The following is a 15180-nucleotide window of genomic DNA, read 5'->3' on the forward strand; positions in this document are numbered from 1 at the left end:
ATTGGGGGAGACGTTGTTTAATTTTACGGTAATGGCAGATTTAGCAAATTATCTAACTGGTTTAGGGTAACGGTTTGTTACGAGTGTTAAGGGTTGGGAGTTTGTTGGGTAGGCTAATGATTGTCGGTTCTAAATTAGAATTCCTATGTCGGACGTGATGATCCGGGTAGAAAATTTAGGCAAAAAGTACATGATTGGCCACCAAGCAGAGGGGCGGTCTAATTATGGGTTGTTGCGGGATGTGCTAGCAGATGGGGCCAAGTCCCTGGTAAAGCGGTTTACGGGCCGGGACAAAGGCGGTCGCCAAAATAGTTCCCTCCTCTCCAATTGATGAAATAAGATAAATTAAGTAGCAAATTTGATCAATATCTACAAGGATTAAAAATGGAAACCATTAATTATCAACAATTCTCTGAAAAACTGCCCACTTTGGTAGAAAAAATAGGTAATGAGCAAGAACCTCTCTGTCTAGAGCTTCCGAATTATTTACGAGCTGTTATTATATCTGAGCAAGATTACCGTAGTTTGATGGAAACTGTTTATCTGTTGAGTAACCCTGTTAATGCTGAAAAGTTATTAACTACCGCTAGTCGATCAATTGATCAAGCTACATCGTGGACAAAAGTAAAAAATGACTTAGGACTATGAAGGAAGTTGTTTTAGATTCGCAGGCAATTGAAGATATAAAGTGGTGGATTCAACAAGATAAAAAGTTAGCGTTAAAAATCATGGAATTAATTGAGACGCTACCAAAATCACCTTTTGCCGGCAAAGGAAAACCAGAAAAACTTCGTTTTAATTTGTCAGGTTTTTGGCCACGGCGCATTACTCAAGAGCATCGCCTAGTTTACGAAGTCACCGATGATTTCATTCGTGTTGTCAGTTGTCGTTATCATTACCGATAGCATTAATCGTATTTCGGTCGATCAAGTAACGGTTTGTTACGGGTGTTAAGGGTTGGGGGTTTGTTGGATAAGCTGATGAGTGTCGGTTCTCGATTAGGATTCCTATGTCGGACGTGATGATTCGGGTGGAAAATTTAGGCAAAAAGTACATGATTGGTCACTAGGCAGAAGGAAGGGTGAATGATAATCACTCAACACGTTTGTATTTAAACAAAGTCAATATAATGACCCATCGTCAATCGCAACCAGTCATTGTTTATACGCCGGAGAGTCGTTTACGGCATCCTGTTATTCTACTTCGGGAGATGAGACGGGATTTATTGGCGTCTCGCGGTCTGGCTTGGCAGTTGTTGGTGCGGGATATTAAGGCTCAGTATCGGCAGTCGTTGTTGGGGGTATTTTGGGCTTTTTTGCCACCGATTGTGACGGCGGTGGCGTTGTTGGTGGCGAAGGATGTGGGGGCGATCAATGTGGGGGCAACGTCGATTCCTTATCCGGCCTATGTGATGTTTAGTATGGCGTTATGGCAAACGTTTGTGGAGGCCTTGAATGGCCCTGTGGCGGCGGTGGGGGCGGCGAAACCGATGTTGGCGAAGATCAATTTCCCGAGGGAGGCGTTGATTTTGGCAAAGTTAGGGGAAGTATTTTTCAATTTTGGGATTAAGTTACTGTTGATTGTGGCTTTGTTTATCTGGTTTCGGATTCCGGTGAGTGAGATGGTGATCTTGGCGCCGGTGGCGTTAGTCCATTTGGTGGGGTTGGGGACGGGAATTGGGTTATGGTTATCGCCGTTGGGGGCGTTGTATCAGGATATTGGCCGGGCAATTCCCTTGTTGATGACGCCTTGGTTGTTGTTAACGCCGGTAATTTATCCACCACCAACTAAGGGTTGGTTTAGTGTGTTGGTGAACTGGAATCCGGTGACGCCGTTGTTGGTAACGGTGCGGGATTTGGCGACGGTGGGGATGGTATCGGAACCAGCAGGGTTTTGGTGGGCTAGTGGGTTGATGGTAATTTTGCTGTTGTCAGGGTGGTTGTTTTACCGTTTGGCGATGCCGTTTATTGTTGAGCGCATGAGTAGTTGATCACTAAAGGCGTTGAAACAAGCCCTTAATGGGTAACGGTTTGTTACGGGTGTTAGGGGTTGGGGCTTGGTTGGGTATGCTGGTGGCTAATGCTTTATGGGAGTGGATGGGATGACCCAGGTGTTGCCAAGGCTGGAGCCGATCGCCGGCGGCGGTAGTGATGTGGTGCTGTCGGTGCAGGGGGTATCGAAGAAGTTTTGTCGTAGTCTGAAACGCTCTCTGTGGTATGGGGTGCAGGATATTGCGGCGGAGATGGTGGGGCGGGGTAGTCGTCGGGATCTGAGACCAGATGAGTTTTGGGCGTTGAGGGATATTAGTTTTGAGTTGCGGCGGGGAGAGGCGTTGGGCTTAGTGGGGGCCAATGGCGCAGGGAAAACGACGCTGTTACGCATTATTAGTGGTCTGATTAAGCCGGATGAGGGGGAGGTAAAAATTCGCGGACGGATTGCGCCGTTGATTGCGTTGGGGGCGGGGTTTAATCCAACCTTGACGGGGAGGGAGAATATTTACACAAATATGTCGATTTTGGGGTTGACGAGGCAGGAAATTGATGATCGATTTGAGGATGTGGTGGCGTTTGCGGAGATTGGGGAGGCGTTGGATGCGCCGGTGCAGAGTTATAGTTCGGGGATGACGGCGCGGTTGGGGTTTGCTTGTGCAATTCATGTTGAACCAGAAATTTTATTGATTGATGAAGTTTTAGCGGTTGGGGATATTAGGTTTCGGAGTAAGTGTTATGAACGTTTAACCGAATTACAAAAACATCAAGTTTCATTCATTCTAGTGACTCACGCCGCTGATATGATTACTCGCATTTGTGAAACGGCTCTTTATCTCAAGAAGGGGCAACAAAGTCTATGGGATAAGTCAGAATTAGTGATGAAAACTTACGATGATGATTTATTTGGAAATAATCAAGAGTCTAGTGATTTTTTTATAAATCAGGAACGTAAAATTTTGGAAATAACCGATGTTGGTCCCAAGAAAGATGCTGTTATTCGCTACATTGCTTTCGAGGATGAAAATGGTAATGTTCTTCCAGAGATTCGGTCTGGAGAAGGTATGCAACTTTGTATTGGTTGTCAAGTCAATACCAAAATTGAAGATTTTAATGTAGGTTTGGGCATTCAAGGATTTTCTTTTGGGATGTTTGATAAAATTTTAGTCATGAATACATTCAGAATCGTTGAATGGCACTTATGTACGACCTAAAAATAGACAGAATAATCCTACAGCAAAGCAAATTCATCACCTTAGTGCTAACTCCCTTAGCCAGTGTACATAGCTTATTTTTTCACACATGAAAGCCTGTAAATAACGTAGTTTGTCTAACATTGTTGTACCTGCTTCTTTTGGGATTACCAGTAATTTTAGTATTAAATAAGCAATTATACAGGTATAGATTTGAATCCCAATTGCATTCTCATTTTTGGCAATCAGTCTATTCAGCTTTAAGTGCATTTTTAAGAATTTCCATAAAAATTCTATTTGCCATCTTTTTTTATAAATTTCTGCTATTTTTTCATCACTAACTCCTTCTATTTCTTTACTTTCTATAGGTAAATTTGTAACCAATCTAAACTCTGAATTATCATGGGTGAATATTACCACTCTACTCTCTATTTTATTCTTTCCAGTTCCAACCATATAGTTATCATTGGCTAATTTTTCTAGCTTTATATTATTCTTTATTCTTAATACATGATATTTGTTATTCTCCTTTTGTAATCTCTTGATTCTCTGTAAGTCACAAAATCCTCTATCCATTACTGCTACTCCATTTTCTGGAGTCTCTTCTATTGTTTCATTCCCATATAGTAGTTTCAAATAAAGCTGAGACGCTAAACGCCACAGTAAGAACGGATAATTTCATCAAGAGACGTGTCAATAGGAGCGTACATTCTAGCTCGTTTCAAGGCACTAAAGTCATGCTCAATATCATTTAAATCAGGAGAATATTTCGGCAAAAAAAGAACTTCATGACCTGCTTCTTTAGCCAATTCTTTAATGGCAGTTTTACGATGAATAGGAGCATTATCCATTATTAATATTGATGGAATGTCGAGGGAGGATAGCAAATATAATTTTAACCATCCTTCAAAGCCTTCTGCATTCAAACTCCCGGTAAAAACCATCGGCGCAATCAAATCTTTTTTTCCTTTTCTTCTCCCTGCTACTAGATTTTCTCTGACTCCCCTTTTTCCTTGTCTATCTCCATAAACTTTTTTTCCTTTTTTTGACCAGGCATAAATACAAGCCTGGATTGCTTCGAATCCAGATTCATCTATGTAAACTATAGCTTGACTACCATAGAGCTTAATTAGTTCTCTTAACATTCTATAGTACTTAACTCGTTCCTCCCGGTTTCTTTCTCGATAACGTAGTTCTTTTTTTTTTCTGTTTATTTTCATTTTCTTTAATGCGTAATATACGGCACTCGGCCTCACTCCAAATTTCTTGGCTCTGTCTATCAATCTTGCATCGGGATTTTCTTCTACGTCTTTTTTTAGAGCTTCCCAGTCTAATTTCCTATGGCGACGCTCTACTTTTGTTGGGCTTAAATCTACTCTATTTAACCATCTGTATATCGAGGCTTTTCCTATTTTATATATCTTGGAAGCCTCAGTTATTTTTCCTCCAGCTTCTATATAAGCTACTACTCTTTGCCTCAAATCTAAACTGTAAGCCATTGTTTAAACCTGTTCATTTTGTACACTCCATAATTTTACATTAAATTCTCTCATCGTTAATTGAAATGACTATATTTATTATCATGACCTTGTCCAAAGTGAATTACTATTCCCCCCGGAATCCCTGTTGATAAGTTAATCCCACTGAATACTTTTACCTGATGAAATCCAAGGTTCCACATCAACTTACTAGTTATGCTGACAATGGTTGAATCGAGAGGAAATATTTCTAATTCTCCCTGCTTAATTTCCTTCCTTTTCGACAATTCCTTTTTTAAGGAAAATATTATTTCTCTAAAAACTCCCACATCCCTTTTTTTGCTTGCCTTTGAGAATGTAGATATATCGACTGTCTCTCCTCGTAAGTTCAGTCTTTTAAACATACTCCTCATGCTTGTCTGGCTCTGGTCTAACACTAATCCTAACCAGATACTCACAAACTTAAATGTGTCTAATACTGGGTAGTCATCTTTAGGAAAATTAGATAGATAAGTTTTGACAATATGTCCAAAATTTGATATCATCGCTTCAATTATTCTAATATTTCTGCCCTTTATTCTATCATTTTAAAGGGCTTTTTTTCTCTTTATAACTATCGTTCAACACTTCTGATAGAAACCTTACAACAATTGGCTGGTAGTGACTTAAAAATTTATTTGGAAAATAATGTTTTGTTGAATTACACGCAAAAACTCTATGCACCAGAAAATCCCTTACTGATGACTGACTATCAAGGTTATTTAGAACTACAGCAGTATCTAAATTTTAACTTATTATTAGATGTTGCTCACTTAAAAGTAAGTTGTAATTCATTAGGTTTAAATTTTGATGAACAACTTGATAAACTTCTTCCCCTTTCTAATTATGTTCATTTGAGTGATAACGATGGAAAACATGACCAAAATCAAGGATTTACTCAAGACGGTGAACTCCTACATAAACTGAAAAAATATGATTTTACAGGTAAAACAATCACCTTAGAGATTTATCATCAGGTTGAAACAATTCAAGAACAATATCAATTAATTAAACAGGAGTTAGGATTGACTCATGATAGTTAACCACGATAAACAAATCAACGCCATGAGTTTGCTCGCTAACAGTACCATTCGGCAAACCATGCAAGCCATCGATCAAGGAGGGTTAGGAACAGCCTTACTCATTGATCCTGATACCGAATATTTTGTCGGCTTAGTCACTGATGGCGATATTCGGCGGGCTTTGCTTAAGGGATTGGGTTTAGAATCTCCAATCTCTCAGGTAAGTCGCCCTGCTTCCATAACTGCCCGTTTAGGCATGACTCCTAGCGAAATTGCTGCCTTGTTCAGTCAGCCTGTGCGGATTGTTCCCTTACTGGATGACCAAGGAAAAGTTGCAGATATAGCCATTTTTGACAAAAGAATTCGCTTACCTGTCGCTGAACCCTCTTTAGGCGAAAAAGAACTTGCCTATGTCAATGAATGCATGTTAACGGGCTGGGTATCGTCCGCCGGAAAATTTGTTACCCGCTTTGAAGATTTATAGTCATTTCAATTAACGATGAGAGAATTTAATGTAAAATTATGGAGTGTACAAAATGAACAGGTTTAAACAATGGCTTACAGTTTAGATTTAAGGCAAAGGGTAGTAGCTTATATAGAAGCTGGAGGAAAAATAACTGAGGCTTCCAAGATATATAAAATAGGAAAAGCCTCGATATACAGATGGTTAAATAGAGTAGATTTAAGCCCAACAAAAGTAGAGCGTCGCCATAGGAAATTAGACTGGGAAGCTCTAAAAAAAGACGTAGAAGAAAATCCCGATGCAAGATTGATAGACAGAGTCAAGAAATTTGGAGTGAGGCCGAGTGCCGTATATTACGCATTAAAGAAAATGAAAATAAACAGAAAAAAAAAGAACTACGTTATCGAGAAAGAAACCGGGAGGAACGAGTTAAGTACTATAGAATGTTAAGAGAACTAATTAAGCTCTATGGTAGTCAAGCTATAGTTTACATAGATGAATCTGGATTCGAAGCAATCCAGGCTTGTATTTATGCCTGGTCAAAAAAAGGAAAAAAAGTTTATGGAGATAGACAAGGAAAAAGGGGAGTCAGAGAAAATCTAGTAGCAGGGAGAAGAAAAGGAAAAAAAGATTTGATTGCGCCGATGGTTTTTACCGGGAGTTTGAATGCAGAAGGCTTTGAAGGATGGTTAAAATTATATTTGCTACCCTCCCTCGACATTCCATCAATATTAATAATGGATAATGCTCCTATTCATCGTAAAACTGCCATTAAAGAATTGGCTAAAGAAGCAGGTCATGAAGTTCTTTTTTTGCCGAAATATTCTCCTGATTTAAATGATATTGAGCATGACTTTAGTGCCTTGAAACGAGCTAGAATGTACGCTCCTATTGACACGTCTCTTGATGAAATTATCCGTTCTTACTGTGGCGTTTAGCGTCTCAGCTTTATTTGAAACTACTATATTTGCTGAATTTTGCGGAACAAAATATGCAGTAGCAGTTAGCAGTGGTACTGCCGCGTTGCATTTGGCTCTCCTCGCCTTAAATATTGGTGCCGGTGATGAGGTAATTGTTCCAACGTTAAGTTTTATCGCTACGGCTAATGCAGTTACTTACACAGGAGCTAAACCCATTTTTGTGGATAGTGAATGGGAAACATGGAATATTAACCCTGATTTAATTGAAGCTGCCATTACTCCTCGCACCAAAGCCATCATGCCCGTTCATCTCTATGGACATCCTGCGAAAATGGACAAAATTCTCGATATTGCTCAACGCTATCATTTAGCTGTGATTGAAGATGCAGCAGAAGCTCACGGCGCAACTTATCAGGGAAAAACCGTTGGAAGCTTAGGAGATTTGGGGATTTTTAGCTTTTATGGTAATAAAATTGTAACCACAGGGGAAGGCGGCATGATAGTTACTGATGACGAAGAATTAGCACAAAAAATTCGTATTCTCAAAGACCATGGAATGTCGAAAAAACAAAGATACTGGCATCCTATTTTAGGATATAACTACCGCATAACTAATATTCAGGCAGCTTTAGGAGTTGCTCAAATGGAGCGAATTAATAAAATACCTGAGGCTAAACGACGCATTGCCCAACTGTATGAACAAGAATTGTTACAAATTCAAGGCTTAACTTTACCTCCGCGTCAACCCTGGGCAGAAAGCGTCTTTTGGTTATACACGATTTTAATTAATCAGGACAAACTGGAATTAAATCGAGATCAATTAATGTCGAGGTTGCAAGAAAAAGGAATTGAAACCAGACCTTTGTTTATTCCTATTCATCGTCAGCCCATTTATAACACTCATCAGTCATTACCTGTAGCTGAATCATTAAGCAAGAATGGGTTAAGTTTACCTAGTTTTGTTACCTTGTCTAATGAAAATCTTTATCAAATTATAGACTCGATTAAAAAAGTTATCAGTTAACCCTCAAAACAAGAAAGATCATGTTCATGCAGAAAATACAAGCCAAATTTTACTCTTTAAAAACTAGACTAATTAATAAATTTATTAGGCTATCTCCTTGGTGTTATGATATTTACTATCGCTATTTTACTTCTTGGCAACAAGGCTCAATTAAGGGAATATATTTACACCCATCATGGAAAAAAAATGCAAATCATGTTCTCATATTTACTCAGCGATATTGGCTAATTCATACAGCAGTGGAAAGTGCTTTTGCCAAAGAACTTCAAACACAAGGTTGGAATGTAACAGTTGTAGGATGTGATCAAGCCATAAGAACTTGTGATAATATGATGTATGGTCAAACCTTAGAAACAAAACCCTTAACACATCAGTGTAGTTACTGCTCTTATCTATTAAAGAAACTTTGTCAAAGAGTGGGAGTGAATTATATTTCTATTCGTGAATATTTAGAAAGAAATCCTGTTCAATCTGATAGTTTGCCATACCGAGACTATGAAAAAATTGTTTGGTGTTCATGGGTAAGATTGTTAAGAAGTCAACATCCTCAAGAGCAAGAAGAATTTGCTCTGCGTCATTCTCTAGTAGAAAGTTGTCAAACAATTGATCGATTTTTAACCCATTATTTAGAACATAACAAAGTAGATCAAGTAATTATGTTAAATGGCAAGTTTTTTGCTGAACAACTTTTGAGAGAACATTGTCACGAAAAAGATATTCCTTATATTTCCTATGAAAAGGGAACGTTTAAGGAAACTCTGGTATTTGCCAAAAATAAAGCGGCTATCCCTTATCCAACCTTAGAAAAATGGCAACAACGAAAAGATATTCCTTTAACCCAAGAACAAAAACAACGATTGTATGGGTATCTAGAACAAAGAAAAGTGGTTGGTAATGCTGGAATTGTTCCGTTATATTCAACCATGACTGAAGATCAAAAGCAACTTAGTCTTAAGTATGGAATTGATTTAACTAAAGATATAGTAGTCCTATTTACTAATGTCATTTGGGATTCTTCTGTTGTTTTAGAAGACACGATTTTTTCTAATATTTTTGAATGGATAACTACAGTAATTAATTTTTATATAAAAAATCAGGATACCCAATTGATTATTAGAATCCATCCTGCTGAAATCAAGATATCTCCACAGCAGCAAACCCGAGACAAAGTTCAAGATTTTATTCAATCAAAATTCCCTACTTTACCTAGTAATATTATTGTGATATCACCTCAAGATGACGCGAGTCCATATACTTTAATGAATTTGGCAAAAATTGGATTGGTTTATACTTCTACTACTGGATTAGAAATGGCTTTAAAAGAAAAACCTGTAATAGTTTGTAGTAATACTCATTATGCCAATACAGAGTTCGTTTACACACCTTTAAATACAAAAGAATTTTTAATCTTTTTGAGTCAAAATTTGCAACTACGCAATCAACAGTTAATTTACGCCGAAAGATATGCTTATATGCTGTATTTTGAATATATGATTCCTTATTCAAATTGGATTAATCAAAAAAATGCCAATTACAAATTCAAAACCGCTATATCTGAAATGAATCTTCTAAGGCAGGCGGAATTATGAACGAAGAAAAACAACAAGAATTATTGATATCAGTCATAATAACTAACTATAATTATGACCAATTTATTGACCAAGCTATTGAGAGTGTGTTAAGTCAAACATATTATAATTTTGAGTTAATTATTGTTGATGATGGCTCAACAGATAACTCAAGAGACGTTATTTCAAGCTATACAGATTCTCGGATAAAAGCCCTTGTAAAAAACAATGGAGGTCAAGCTTCTGCGTTTAATGCCGGGTTTGAGCAAGCAAACGGCGAAATTATTTGCTTTTTAGATAGTGATGATTGGTGGAAACCAGAGAAACTAGAAACTATTATAAGATGGCATTATTTTATTAATAAAGACTATGCCATATTCCAGCACGTTTTAGATGTTTGGTATGAAGGAAAAACTCGTCCCTATAAGCACATATTGCCCAGTGGTGATTGTTTTGCTGAAATGAAAAAAGTTAAGAAGCTCGATTTTTTCGTACCGACATCAGGACTATCATTTCCTAAAAAAATATTAGATAGGATATTTCCAATTCCTATCAAGTTTATAATTGCAGCAGATTCCTACATCATGAGAACCGCTTGTGTATTTAACATGGTATATTCTATTCCAAAATCTTTAGGTTTTTATCGTCAACATGATAATACTGTTTTTCTTAATCCCGATTTTGACCTGCAGCCATTTCTTAAAGAAATTTTAATTCCTGAGTTGAATCAATTTTATCAAAAATACAGGATAAACTATCAAATTGAAATATCAGACTACAATTTCAATGAGCGGAAAAAGAATAAAAAACAAAAAATTTTTGAATATCTAAAAAAAGTCTTTTTTTAAAGGAGGCATCAACTTGTTACTTTCTATGCTAATCACAAAACAATTATTCTTGTCTATAAAAAGCAAAGTTAAATTTTATTTATGGTATCTAAAATATGCCCTTAAACTGGCTTCTTTTAAAAACATTCATCAGGGAGAGGATTGTTTTATTATTGGGAATGGTCCCTCTCTCAATAAAATGGATTTGGCAAAACTAAATCAATATTATACCTTCGGACTCAATAAGATTTACTTGATTTTTGAGCGAGTTGATTTAAGTTTAAGTTATTATGTAACAGTTAATCGTTTGGTCATCGAACAATGTCAAAATGAAATTCAGAATTTTCGTTGTCCTTGCTTTCTTGAATTTACAAAATCAAAAGATATTATACCCTTCAAAGAGAATATTTATCGTTTAGCTACAACGGGAAGACCTTATATGTTTCAAACAGATATTACCCAAAAAATATGTGAAGGAAATACTGTAACTTATGTTGCCATGCAGCTTGCCTACTATATGGGGTTCAAAAGAGTCTTTTTGATCGGAGTAGATCACAACTTTAAATATTCAGGAAATCCTAATGAATCCTAATGAAAAGCAAATTTTAAATTCCGAAGACCCAAATCATTTTGATTCCCGATATTTTAGTAACCAAGAATGGAATTTGCCTGACTTGGAAGCCTCCGAACTAGCCTTTCACCTTGCAAATTTTCATTTCAAGCGAGATAGCAGAAAAATTTATGATGCAACCTTAGAAGGAAAACTTAATATTTTCGACAAAATTAGCTTTGAACAGGCACTTTCCATGGCGAAACCAAAAAATTAAAAATCATCATCAGCGTTATATTTAGTGGACATGAAATATCCTAGGATTTTAATTATTAATCCAGTTCCTTTTAATCATATTAATGCTAGCGGTATAACAACTAGTAACCTTTTTCGAGGTTGGCCGCTAGACAAAATTGCACAGATTTATAGCCATGAGAATGACAAATATATTGATCATAAAATTTGTCAGAACTATTTACATATAGTATCTAAATCTTTAATTCCTGAAAAGCTTACTTTGGAGGAGCTTAACAAGCCTCTTCAACGAATTTCTGATTTGCTTAGTGGTAATTCTTTAACTTTGGGGGGGTGGCTTGCTAATCCTAGTCCTATCTTAAAATGGATAAAAAATTTTAATCCGGAAATTATATATGCGCGTCCCTTAGATACACCTTATTTTTATTGGCGTTTACCCTACCAAATTTCAAGAAACCAAAATATACCTTATGCCATTCATATTATGGATGATTGGCCAGCACGCTATGGGCAAAGAAGCGGAATAATCGACAATTTTATCCGAAAACCAGCACTACAGAAACAACTCAAAAGATTAATAGAAAATTCTAGTCTCAATATTGGAATTTCAGAGCAAATGTGCAAAGCATTTGAAGAACGTTATAAAAGGCCATTCGTTACATTTCATAACTGTATAGAAATAGACAATTTTATAAATCAAGGCAAGACAGATAAACCTTCTGATAACTTACAAGTAGTTTATACTGGTTCGGTAACCGAGGATAAAGAACTAGGAAGCTTAATTGATATAAAAGACGTTATCCTATCGCTTAACACAAAAGGTTATCAAATTACATTAACTATTTATGCTCCTTCCATATATCAAGAAATTATTGATCAAAAACTTGCCATACCAAATGTAATTAAATATGGAGGATTTTTTCCCCCTGAACTTAAGCCCAATATCCTAGCAAATGCAGATTTGCTATTATTGCCACTGAATTTTGACGTCAAAAGTATTATCTATACTCAATACTCGTTCCAATCAAAGTTGCCCGAATATATGGCATCTGGTACGCCAATTTTACTGTATGGGCCAAATAATAATCCTAATATAGAATATGCTAAAAAGAATGACTTTGGATTCATTGTTACTGAAAATAATCAGAAAGAACTAACGAATTTTTTTTTACGTATCATTAAAGATCAGAAACTAAGAGAACATCAAGGTAAAATGGGACAAAGATTAGCTTTTGCCGACTTCAACGCTGAAGTGATTAGGGAAAGATTTCATAAATCACTTTGTCAAATCGCCCGAAACAAACTAGGTTAATCGTTTTATGAGTTTTTCTGAACATCATCTTGTTTCTATCTATCCCTTTCCCGCTCTTAGACCCGTCTTAATTGATGTCGGAAGCCATCAGGGGGGAGTGTCCCAGTTATTTGCCCAAAAAAACTGGAAAATCATTGCGTTTGAGCCTGAAACAAAAAACCGACAAGTCTTTGATAAAAATCTATCAGGCTTTGATAATGTCACCTGTATCCCAAAAGCCGTCTCTAATGTTACCGGTGATAAAGTCCCCTTTTATACCAGTCAAGAACACTTTGGCATCCATACCCTTAAACCCTTTCATCCAACCCATAAATTTGCCTACGAGGTAGAAACAATCCGTTTAGACGATGCGTTAAATGCCTTAAAAATAGACCAAGTTACTTTTCTAAAGATTGATATTGAAGGAGCTGATTTTTTTGCTCTGCAAGGCTTTGACTGGAAGAAATATCATCCAGAAGTCGTTATGGTCGAGTTTATGGACAACCGATCCCAGCCAAACTTTAGCTACACTCACCACGATATGGTCAACTACATGACAGAGCGTGGTTACATCACCTACATTTCGGAATGGGATGTTATCAAAGAGTATGGACGCTCCGGACAGACTAGCGAGCCTCATCGTTGGCTACAATGTGTCCGTTATCCCCTTAACCATGAACCAGCCTGGGGGAATCTGATCTTTATTACCCAGGGGAACGAATCAAAATTCGAGCAAACGTTAGCCCAATATCTAGAAAAATCGAAACATCAAGACCGTTGGGAAAAACTAAAGCAAATCTTTAAAAAATTGCCTGGAGTTCATGCTCTCTATCAGAAATTAAAATCAGGGTTTAAATCAATCTAGTCAATTATTGAATTATTCTCTAAATTATTCACTCTTTTCACACCAGAATGCCCCTTGTCTCCCTAATTATTCGTTGTTACAACGAAGAAAAACACATTGGCCGCTTGCTCAGCGGCGTTATGCAGCAACAGGGCATCGACTACGAAATTATTATCGTGGACTCCGGCTCAACCGACGCCACCGTCAGCATTGCCCAACGCTATCCCATTCAACTCATCAGCATCGACCCCCAAAACTTTTCCTTTGGGCGCTCCCTCAATCTCGGATGCCAACAAGCTAGCGGTGAATATCTAGTTTTTGCCAGTGCCCACGTCTATCCCGTTTACCAAGACTGGCTTAAACAACTGATTGCCCCCCTGCAAACCAATCCCCAGATTGCCCTCAGCTACGGCAAACAACGGGGCAACAACCAAACCCAATTTTCCGAACATCAAATCTTTGCCCAGTGGTTCCCCGACCAAGCTCAGATTCCCCAAACCACTCCCTTTTGTAACAACGCCAATGCCGCCATTCGCCGTGACCTGTGGCAAAAATATCCCTACAACGAAGACCTGACCGGCCTAGAAGACCTGGACTGGGCCAAACGTCTTATGCAAGCCGGTTATCAAATCGCCTACGTCCCCGACGCCGAAATTATCCATGTCCACCAAGAAACCCCTCAACGGGTCAGAAACCGCTACCGTCGAGAGGCGATCGCCTTAAAACAAATTTTTCCAGAACAAACCTTCAGCCTAGGGGATTTTGTGCGCCTTACTGTCAGTAATACCCTGAGCGATTACTATTACGCTTGGCAAAGCCAACAACTAATGACCCAACTATGGGCCATTCCCCAATTCCGGCTCATGCAATTCTGGGGAACCTATCAGGGCTATCACCAAAACAATTCCCTCAATCAGCAACTGCGCCAAACCTTCTATTATCCCCGCCCCATCAACACCATCACCCCCAACGTCCCCAGCAAAGACGCACTCAAAATCAACTACGCCCAAAGCGATACCCAGCTAGTGCCTGACCCCTCTCCTCCTTCCCCCCATCAATGACTGCTTACCACCTAATTGATATTTCCGTCGCCGTTCATCCGCAGCTTCCCCGCTGGCCAGGCAGTCCCGCCATCGAATTTCAGCCAGAACTAGACCTTGCCAACGGCGATATTGCCACCGACACTACTATTCACATGAGCGTTCACACCGGAACCCATGTGGATGCCCCCAGTCATTTTCTCCAGGGCGGTAAAACCGTTGAAACCCTGCCCCTCGAAACCCTCCTTGGCCCCGTCACCGTCATTGACCTCAGCCACGTCGATGCCATTGAACCCCACCATCTCGCCCAAGCCCCCATTCCAGATAGAACCCAGCGCCTGCTCATCCGCACCCGCAACTCCCTGCACTGGCAGCAGAATCAATCCGAATTTGACCCCAACTTTGTCGCCCTCACCGCTCAGGCCGCTCAATGGGTCGTTGAGCAGGGAATAAAATTAATTGGCATCGACTACCTATCCGTCCAACGCTTCCGCGATGACGCCACCACTCACCAAATCCTACTGGGGGCAGAAGTGATTATTATTGAGGAATTAAACCTCTACGCTGTCCAGCCTGGAGAGTATGAACTCATTTGTTTACCAATTAAGCTCCAAGGCTTAGAAGGCGCTCCTGCTAGGGTAATTTTAAAGACAGTCTCTAACTAATTTGTCAGACTCA

Annotated in this window: 19 protein-coding genes and 2 pseudogenes; 18 read left to right on the forward strand and 3 right to left on the reverse strand. The window is 38.6% G+C overall.

The window, feature by feature from the left end; translation table 11 throughout:
* Positions 1-145 precede the first annotated feature (145 nt).
* From SYNPCCP_RS07600 to SYNPCCP_RS07620, 5 genes are all read left to right on the forward strand, one after another.
* The gene (locus SYNPCCP_RS07600; RefSeq protein WP_010872665.1) at positions 146-331 is read left to right on the forward strand and encodes a hypothetical protein; all 186 of its coding nucleotides are present in this window, start codon (positions 146-148) and stop codon (positions 329-331) included.
* Positions 332-384: 53 nt separating this feature from the next.
* Complete coding sequence (locus SYNPCCP_RS07605; protein WP_010872666.1) at positions 385-648, forward strand: type II toxin-antitoxin system Phd/YefM family antitoxin; 264 nt, start codon at positions 385-387, stop codon at positions 646-648.
* Positions 645-905, forward strand: a complete 261-nt coding sequence (locus tag SYNPCCP_RS07610) for a Txe/YoeB family addiction module toxin (protein ID WP_041425816.1) — start codon at positions 645-647, stop codon at positions 903-905. Before SYNPCCP_RS07605 ends, SYNPCCP_RS07610 begins: the two co-directional genes overlap by 4 nt.
* 224 nt (positions 906-1129) lie before the next feature.
* Positions 1130-1990, forward strand: coding sequence for an ABC transporter permease (locus SYNPCCP_RS07615; RefSeq protein WP_071822651.1), 861 nt, complete (start codon positions 1130-1132; stop codon positions 1988-1990).
* A 111-nt stretch (positions 1991-2101) separates the two neighbouring features.
* Positions 2102-3202, forward strand: a complete 1101-nt coding sequence (locus SYNPCCP_RS07620) for a polysaccharide ABC transporter ATP-binding protein (protein WP_223211365.1) — start codon at positions 2102-2104, stop codon at positions 3200-3202.
* A 36-nt stretch (positions 3203-3238) separates the two neighbouring features.
* Here the strand turns inward: SYNPCCP_RS07620 and SYNPCCP_RS07625 are convergent.
* The 3 genes and pseudogenes from SYNPCCP_RS07625 to SYNPCCP_RS07640 all read right to left on the reverse strand — a co-directional run.
* Positions 3239-3805, reverse strand: a pseudogene (locus tag SYNPCCP_RS07625) (IS4-like element IS4Sa family transposase); the annotation flags it as partial.
* A 26-nt stretch (positions 3806-3831) separates the two neighbouring features.
* A complete protein-coding gene (locus tag SYNPCCP_RS16830; RefSeq protein WP_010872670.1) occupies positions 3832-4680 on the reverse strand; it encodes an IS630-like element ISTcSa family transposase in 849 nt (282 codons plus the stop codon).
* 65 nt (positions 4681-4745) lie between these two features.
* Positions 4746-5204 (reverse strand): annotated as a pseudogene (locus SYNPCCP_RS07640) (IS4-like element IS4Sa family transposase); the annotation flags it as partial.
* Between the two features lie 105 nt (positions 5205-5309).
* Here SYNPCCP_RS07640 and SYNPCCP_RS07645 point away from each other — a divergent pair.
* From SYNPCCP_RS07645 to SYNPCCP_RS07705, 13 genes are all read left to right on the forward strand, one after another.
* Complete coding sequence (locus tag SYNPCCP_RS07645) at positions 5310-5741, forward strand: sugar phosphate isomerase/epimerase (RefSeq protein WP_223211366.1); 432 nt, start codon at positions 5310-5312, stop codon at positions 5739-5741.
* Complete coding sequence (locus SYNPCCP_RS07650) at positions 5731-6204, forward strand: CBS domain-containing protein (protein ID WP_010872673.1); 474 nt, start codon at positions 5731-5733, stop codon at positions 6202-6204. Before SYNPCCP_RS07645 ends, SYNPCCP_RS07650 begins: the two co-directional genes overlap by 11 nt.
* A gap of 69 nt (positions 6205-6273) precedes the next feature.
* Positions 6274-6633, forward strand: a complete 360-nt coding sequence (locus SYNPCCP_RS17605) for an IS630 transposase-related protein (protein ID WP_010872674.1) — start codon at positions 6274-6276, stop codon at positions 6631-6633.
* Positions 6543-7121 (forward strand): IS630 family transposase, encoded by a 579-nt coding sequence (locus tag SYNPCCP_RS16835; RefSeq protein ID WP_223211245.1) that lies wholly within the window; start codon positions 6543-6545, stop codon positions 7119-7121. Before SYNPCCP_RS17605 ends, SYNPCCP_RS16835 begins: the two co-directional genes overlap by 91 nt.
* Entirely contained in the window at positions 7090-8127 is a 1038-nt protein-coding gene (locus SYNPCCP_RS07665; RefSeq protein ID WP_010872675.1) for a DegT/DnrJ/EryC1/StrS aminotransferase family protein, read from the forward strand. The genes SYNPCCP_RS16835 and SYNPCCP_RS07665 overlap by 32 nt, the downstream gene beginning before the upstream one ends.
* A gap of 26 nt (positions 8128-8153) precedes the next feature.
* Positions 8154-9716: a beta-3-deoxy-D-manno-oct-2-ulosonic acid transferase gene (locus SYNPCCP_RS07670; protein WP_020861762.1), complete on the forward strand. Its 1563-nt coding sequence runs from the start codon at positions 8154-8156 to the stop codon at positions 9714-9716.
* Positions 9713-10543: a glycosyltransferase family 2 protein gene (locus tag SYNPCCP_RS07675; RefSeq protein WP_010872677.1), complete on the forward strand. Its 831-nt coding sequence runs from the start codon at positions 9713-9715 to the stop codon at positions 10541-10543. The genes SYNPCCP_RS07670 and SYNPCCP_RS07675 overlap by 4 nt, the downstream gene beginning before the upstream one ends.
* A 25-nt stretch (positions 10544-10568) precedes the next feature.
* Entirely contained in the window at positions 10569-11114 is a 546-nt protein-coding gene (locus tag SYNPCCP_RS07680; RefSeq protein WP_010872678.1) for a 6-hydroxymethylpterin diphosphokinase MptE-like protein, read from the forward strand.
* The gene (locus SYNPCCP_RS07685) at positions 11104-11349 is read left to right on the forward strand and encodes a hypothetical protein (protein WP_020861764.1); all 246 of its coding nucleotides are present in this window, start codon (positions 11104-11106) and stop codon (positions 11347-11349) included. Before SYNPCCP_RS07680 ends, SYNPCCP_RS07685 begins: the two co-directional genes overlap by 11 nt.
* A 30-nt stretch (positions 11350-11379) precedes the next feature.
* Positions 11380-12639 (forward strand): glycosyltransferase, encoded by a 1260-nt coding sequence (locus SYNPCCP_RS07690; protein WP_199303574.1) that lies wholly within the window; start codon positions 11380-11382, stop codon positions 12637-12639.
* Between the two features lie 7 nt (positions 12640-12646).
* A complete protein-coding gene (locus tag SYNPCCP_RS07695; RefSeq protein ID WP_010872680.1) occupies positions 12647-13483 on the forward strand; it encodes an FkbM family methyltransferase in 837 nt (278 codons plus the stop codon).
* Between the two features lie 47 nt (positions 13484-13530).
* Positions 13531-14523 (forward strand): glycosyltransferase, encoded by a 993-nt coding sequence (locus SYNPCCP_RS07700; protein WP_010872681.1) that lies wholly within the window; start codon positions 13531-13533, stop codon positions 14521-14523.
* A complete protein-coding gene (locus SYNPCCP_RS07705) occupies positions 14520-15167 on the forward strand; it encodes a cyclase family protein (protein ID WP_010872682.1) in 648 nt (215 codons plus the stop codon). Before SYNPCCP_RS07700 ends, SYNPCCP_RS07705 begins: the two co-directional genes overlap by 4 nt.
* Positions 15168-15180: the final 13 nt, after the last annotated feature.

This window comes from Synechocystis sp. PCC 6803 substr. PCC-P (genome assembly GCF_000284455.1).
Lineage (GTDB): Bacteria > Cyanobacteriota > Cyanobacteriia > Cyanobacteriales > Microcystaceae > Synechocystis.

Excerpts from the sequence above, each read along its gene's own strand:
- SYNPCCP_RS07600 (WP_010872665.1), top strand. The coding sequence starts at position 146 with ATGTCGGACGTGATGATCCGGGTAGAAAATTTAGGCAAAAAGTACATG.
- SYNPCCP_RS07605 (WP_010872666.1), top strand. The coding sequence starts at position 385 with ATGGAAACCATTAATTATCAACAATTCTCTGAAAAACTGCCCACTTTG.
- SYNPCCP_RS07610 (WP_041425816.1), top strand. The coding sequence starts at position 645 with ATGAAGGAAGTTGTTTTAGATTCGCAGGCAATTGAAGATATAAAGTGG.
- SYNPCCP_RS07615 (WP_071822651.1), top strand. The coding sequence starts at position 1,130 with ATGACCCATCGTCAATCGCAACCAGTCATTGTTTATACGCCGGAGAGT.
- SYNPCCP_RS07620 (WP_223211365.1), top strand. The coding sequence starts at position 2,102 with ATGACCCAGGTGTTGCCAAGGCTGGAGCCGATCGCCGGCGGCGGTAGT.
- SYNPCCP_RS16830 (WP_010872670.1), bottom strand. The coding sequence starts at position 4,680 with ATGGCTTACAGTTTAGATTTGAGGCAAAGAGTAGTAGCTTATATAGAA.
- SYNPCCP_RS07650 (WP_010872673.1), top strand. The coding sequence starts at position 5,731 with ATGATAGTTAACCACGATAAACAAATCAACGCCATGAGTTTGCTCGCT.
- SYNPCCP_RS17605 (WP_010872674.1), top strand. The coding sequence starts at position 6,274 with ATGGCTTACAGTTTAGATTTAAGGCAAAGGGTAGTAGCTTATATAGAA.
- SYNPCCP_RS07665 (WP_010872675.1), top strand. The coding sequence starts at position 7,090 with ATGAAATTATCCGTTCTTACTGTGGCGTTTAGCGTCTCAGCTTTATTT.
- SYNPCCP_RS07670 (WP_020861762.1), top strand. The coding sequence starts at position 8,154 with ATGCAGAAAATACAAGCCAAATTTTACTCTTTAAAAACTAGACTAATT.
- SYNPCCP_RS07675 (WP_010872677.1), top strand. The coding sequence starts at position 9,713 with ATGAACGAAGAAAAACAACAAGAATTATTGATATCAGTCATAATAACT.
- SYNPCCP_RS07680 (WP_010872678.1), top strand. The coding sequence starts at position 10,569 with ATGCTAATCACAAAACAATTATTCTTGTCTATAAAAAGCAAAGTTAAA.
- SYNPCCP_RS07685 (WP_020861764.1), top strand. The coding sequence starts at position 11,104 with ATGAATCCTAATGAAAAGCAAATTTTAAATTCCGAAGACCCAAATCAT.
- SYNPCCP_RS07690 (WP_199303574.1), top strand. The coding sequence starts at position 11,380 with ATGAAATATCCTAGGATTTTAATTATTAATCCAGTTCCTTTTAATCAT.
- SYNPCCP_RS07695 (WP_010872680.1), top strand. The coding sequence starts at position 12,647 with ATGAGTTTTTCTGAACATCATCTTGTTTCTATCTATCCCTTTCCCGCT.
- SYNPCCP_RS07700 (WP_010872681.1), top strand. The coding sequence starts at position 13,531 with ATGCCCCTTGTCTCCCTAATTATTCGTTGTTACAACGAAGAAAAACAC.
- SYNPCCP_RS07705 (WP_010872682.1), top strand. The coding sequence starts at position 14,520 with ATGACTGCTTACCACCTAATTGATATTTCCGTCGCCGTTCATCCGCAG.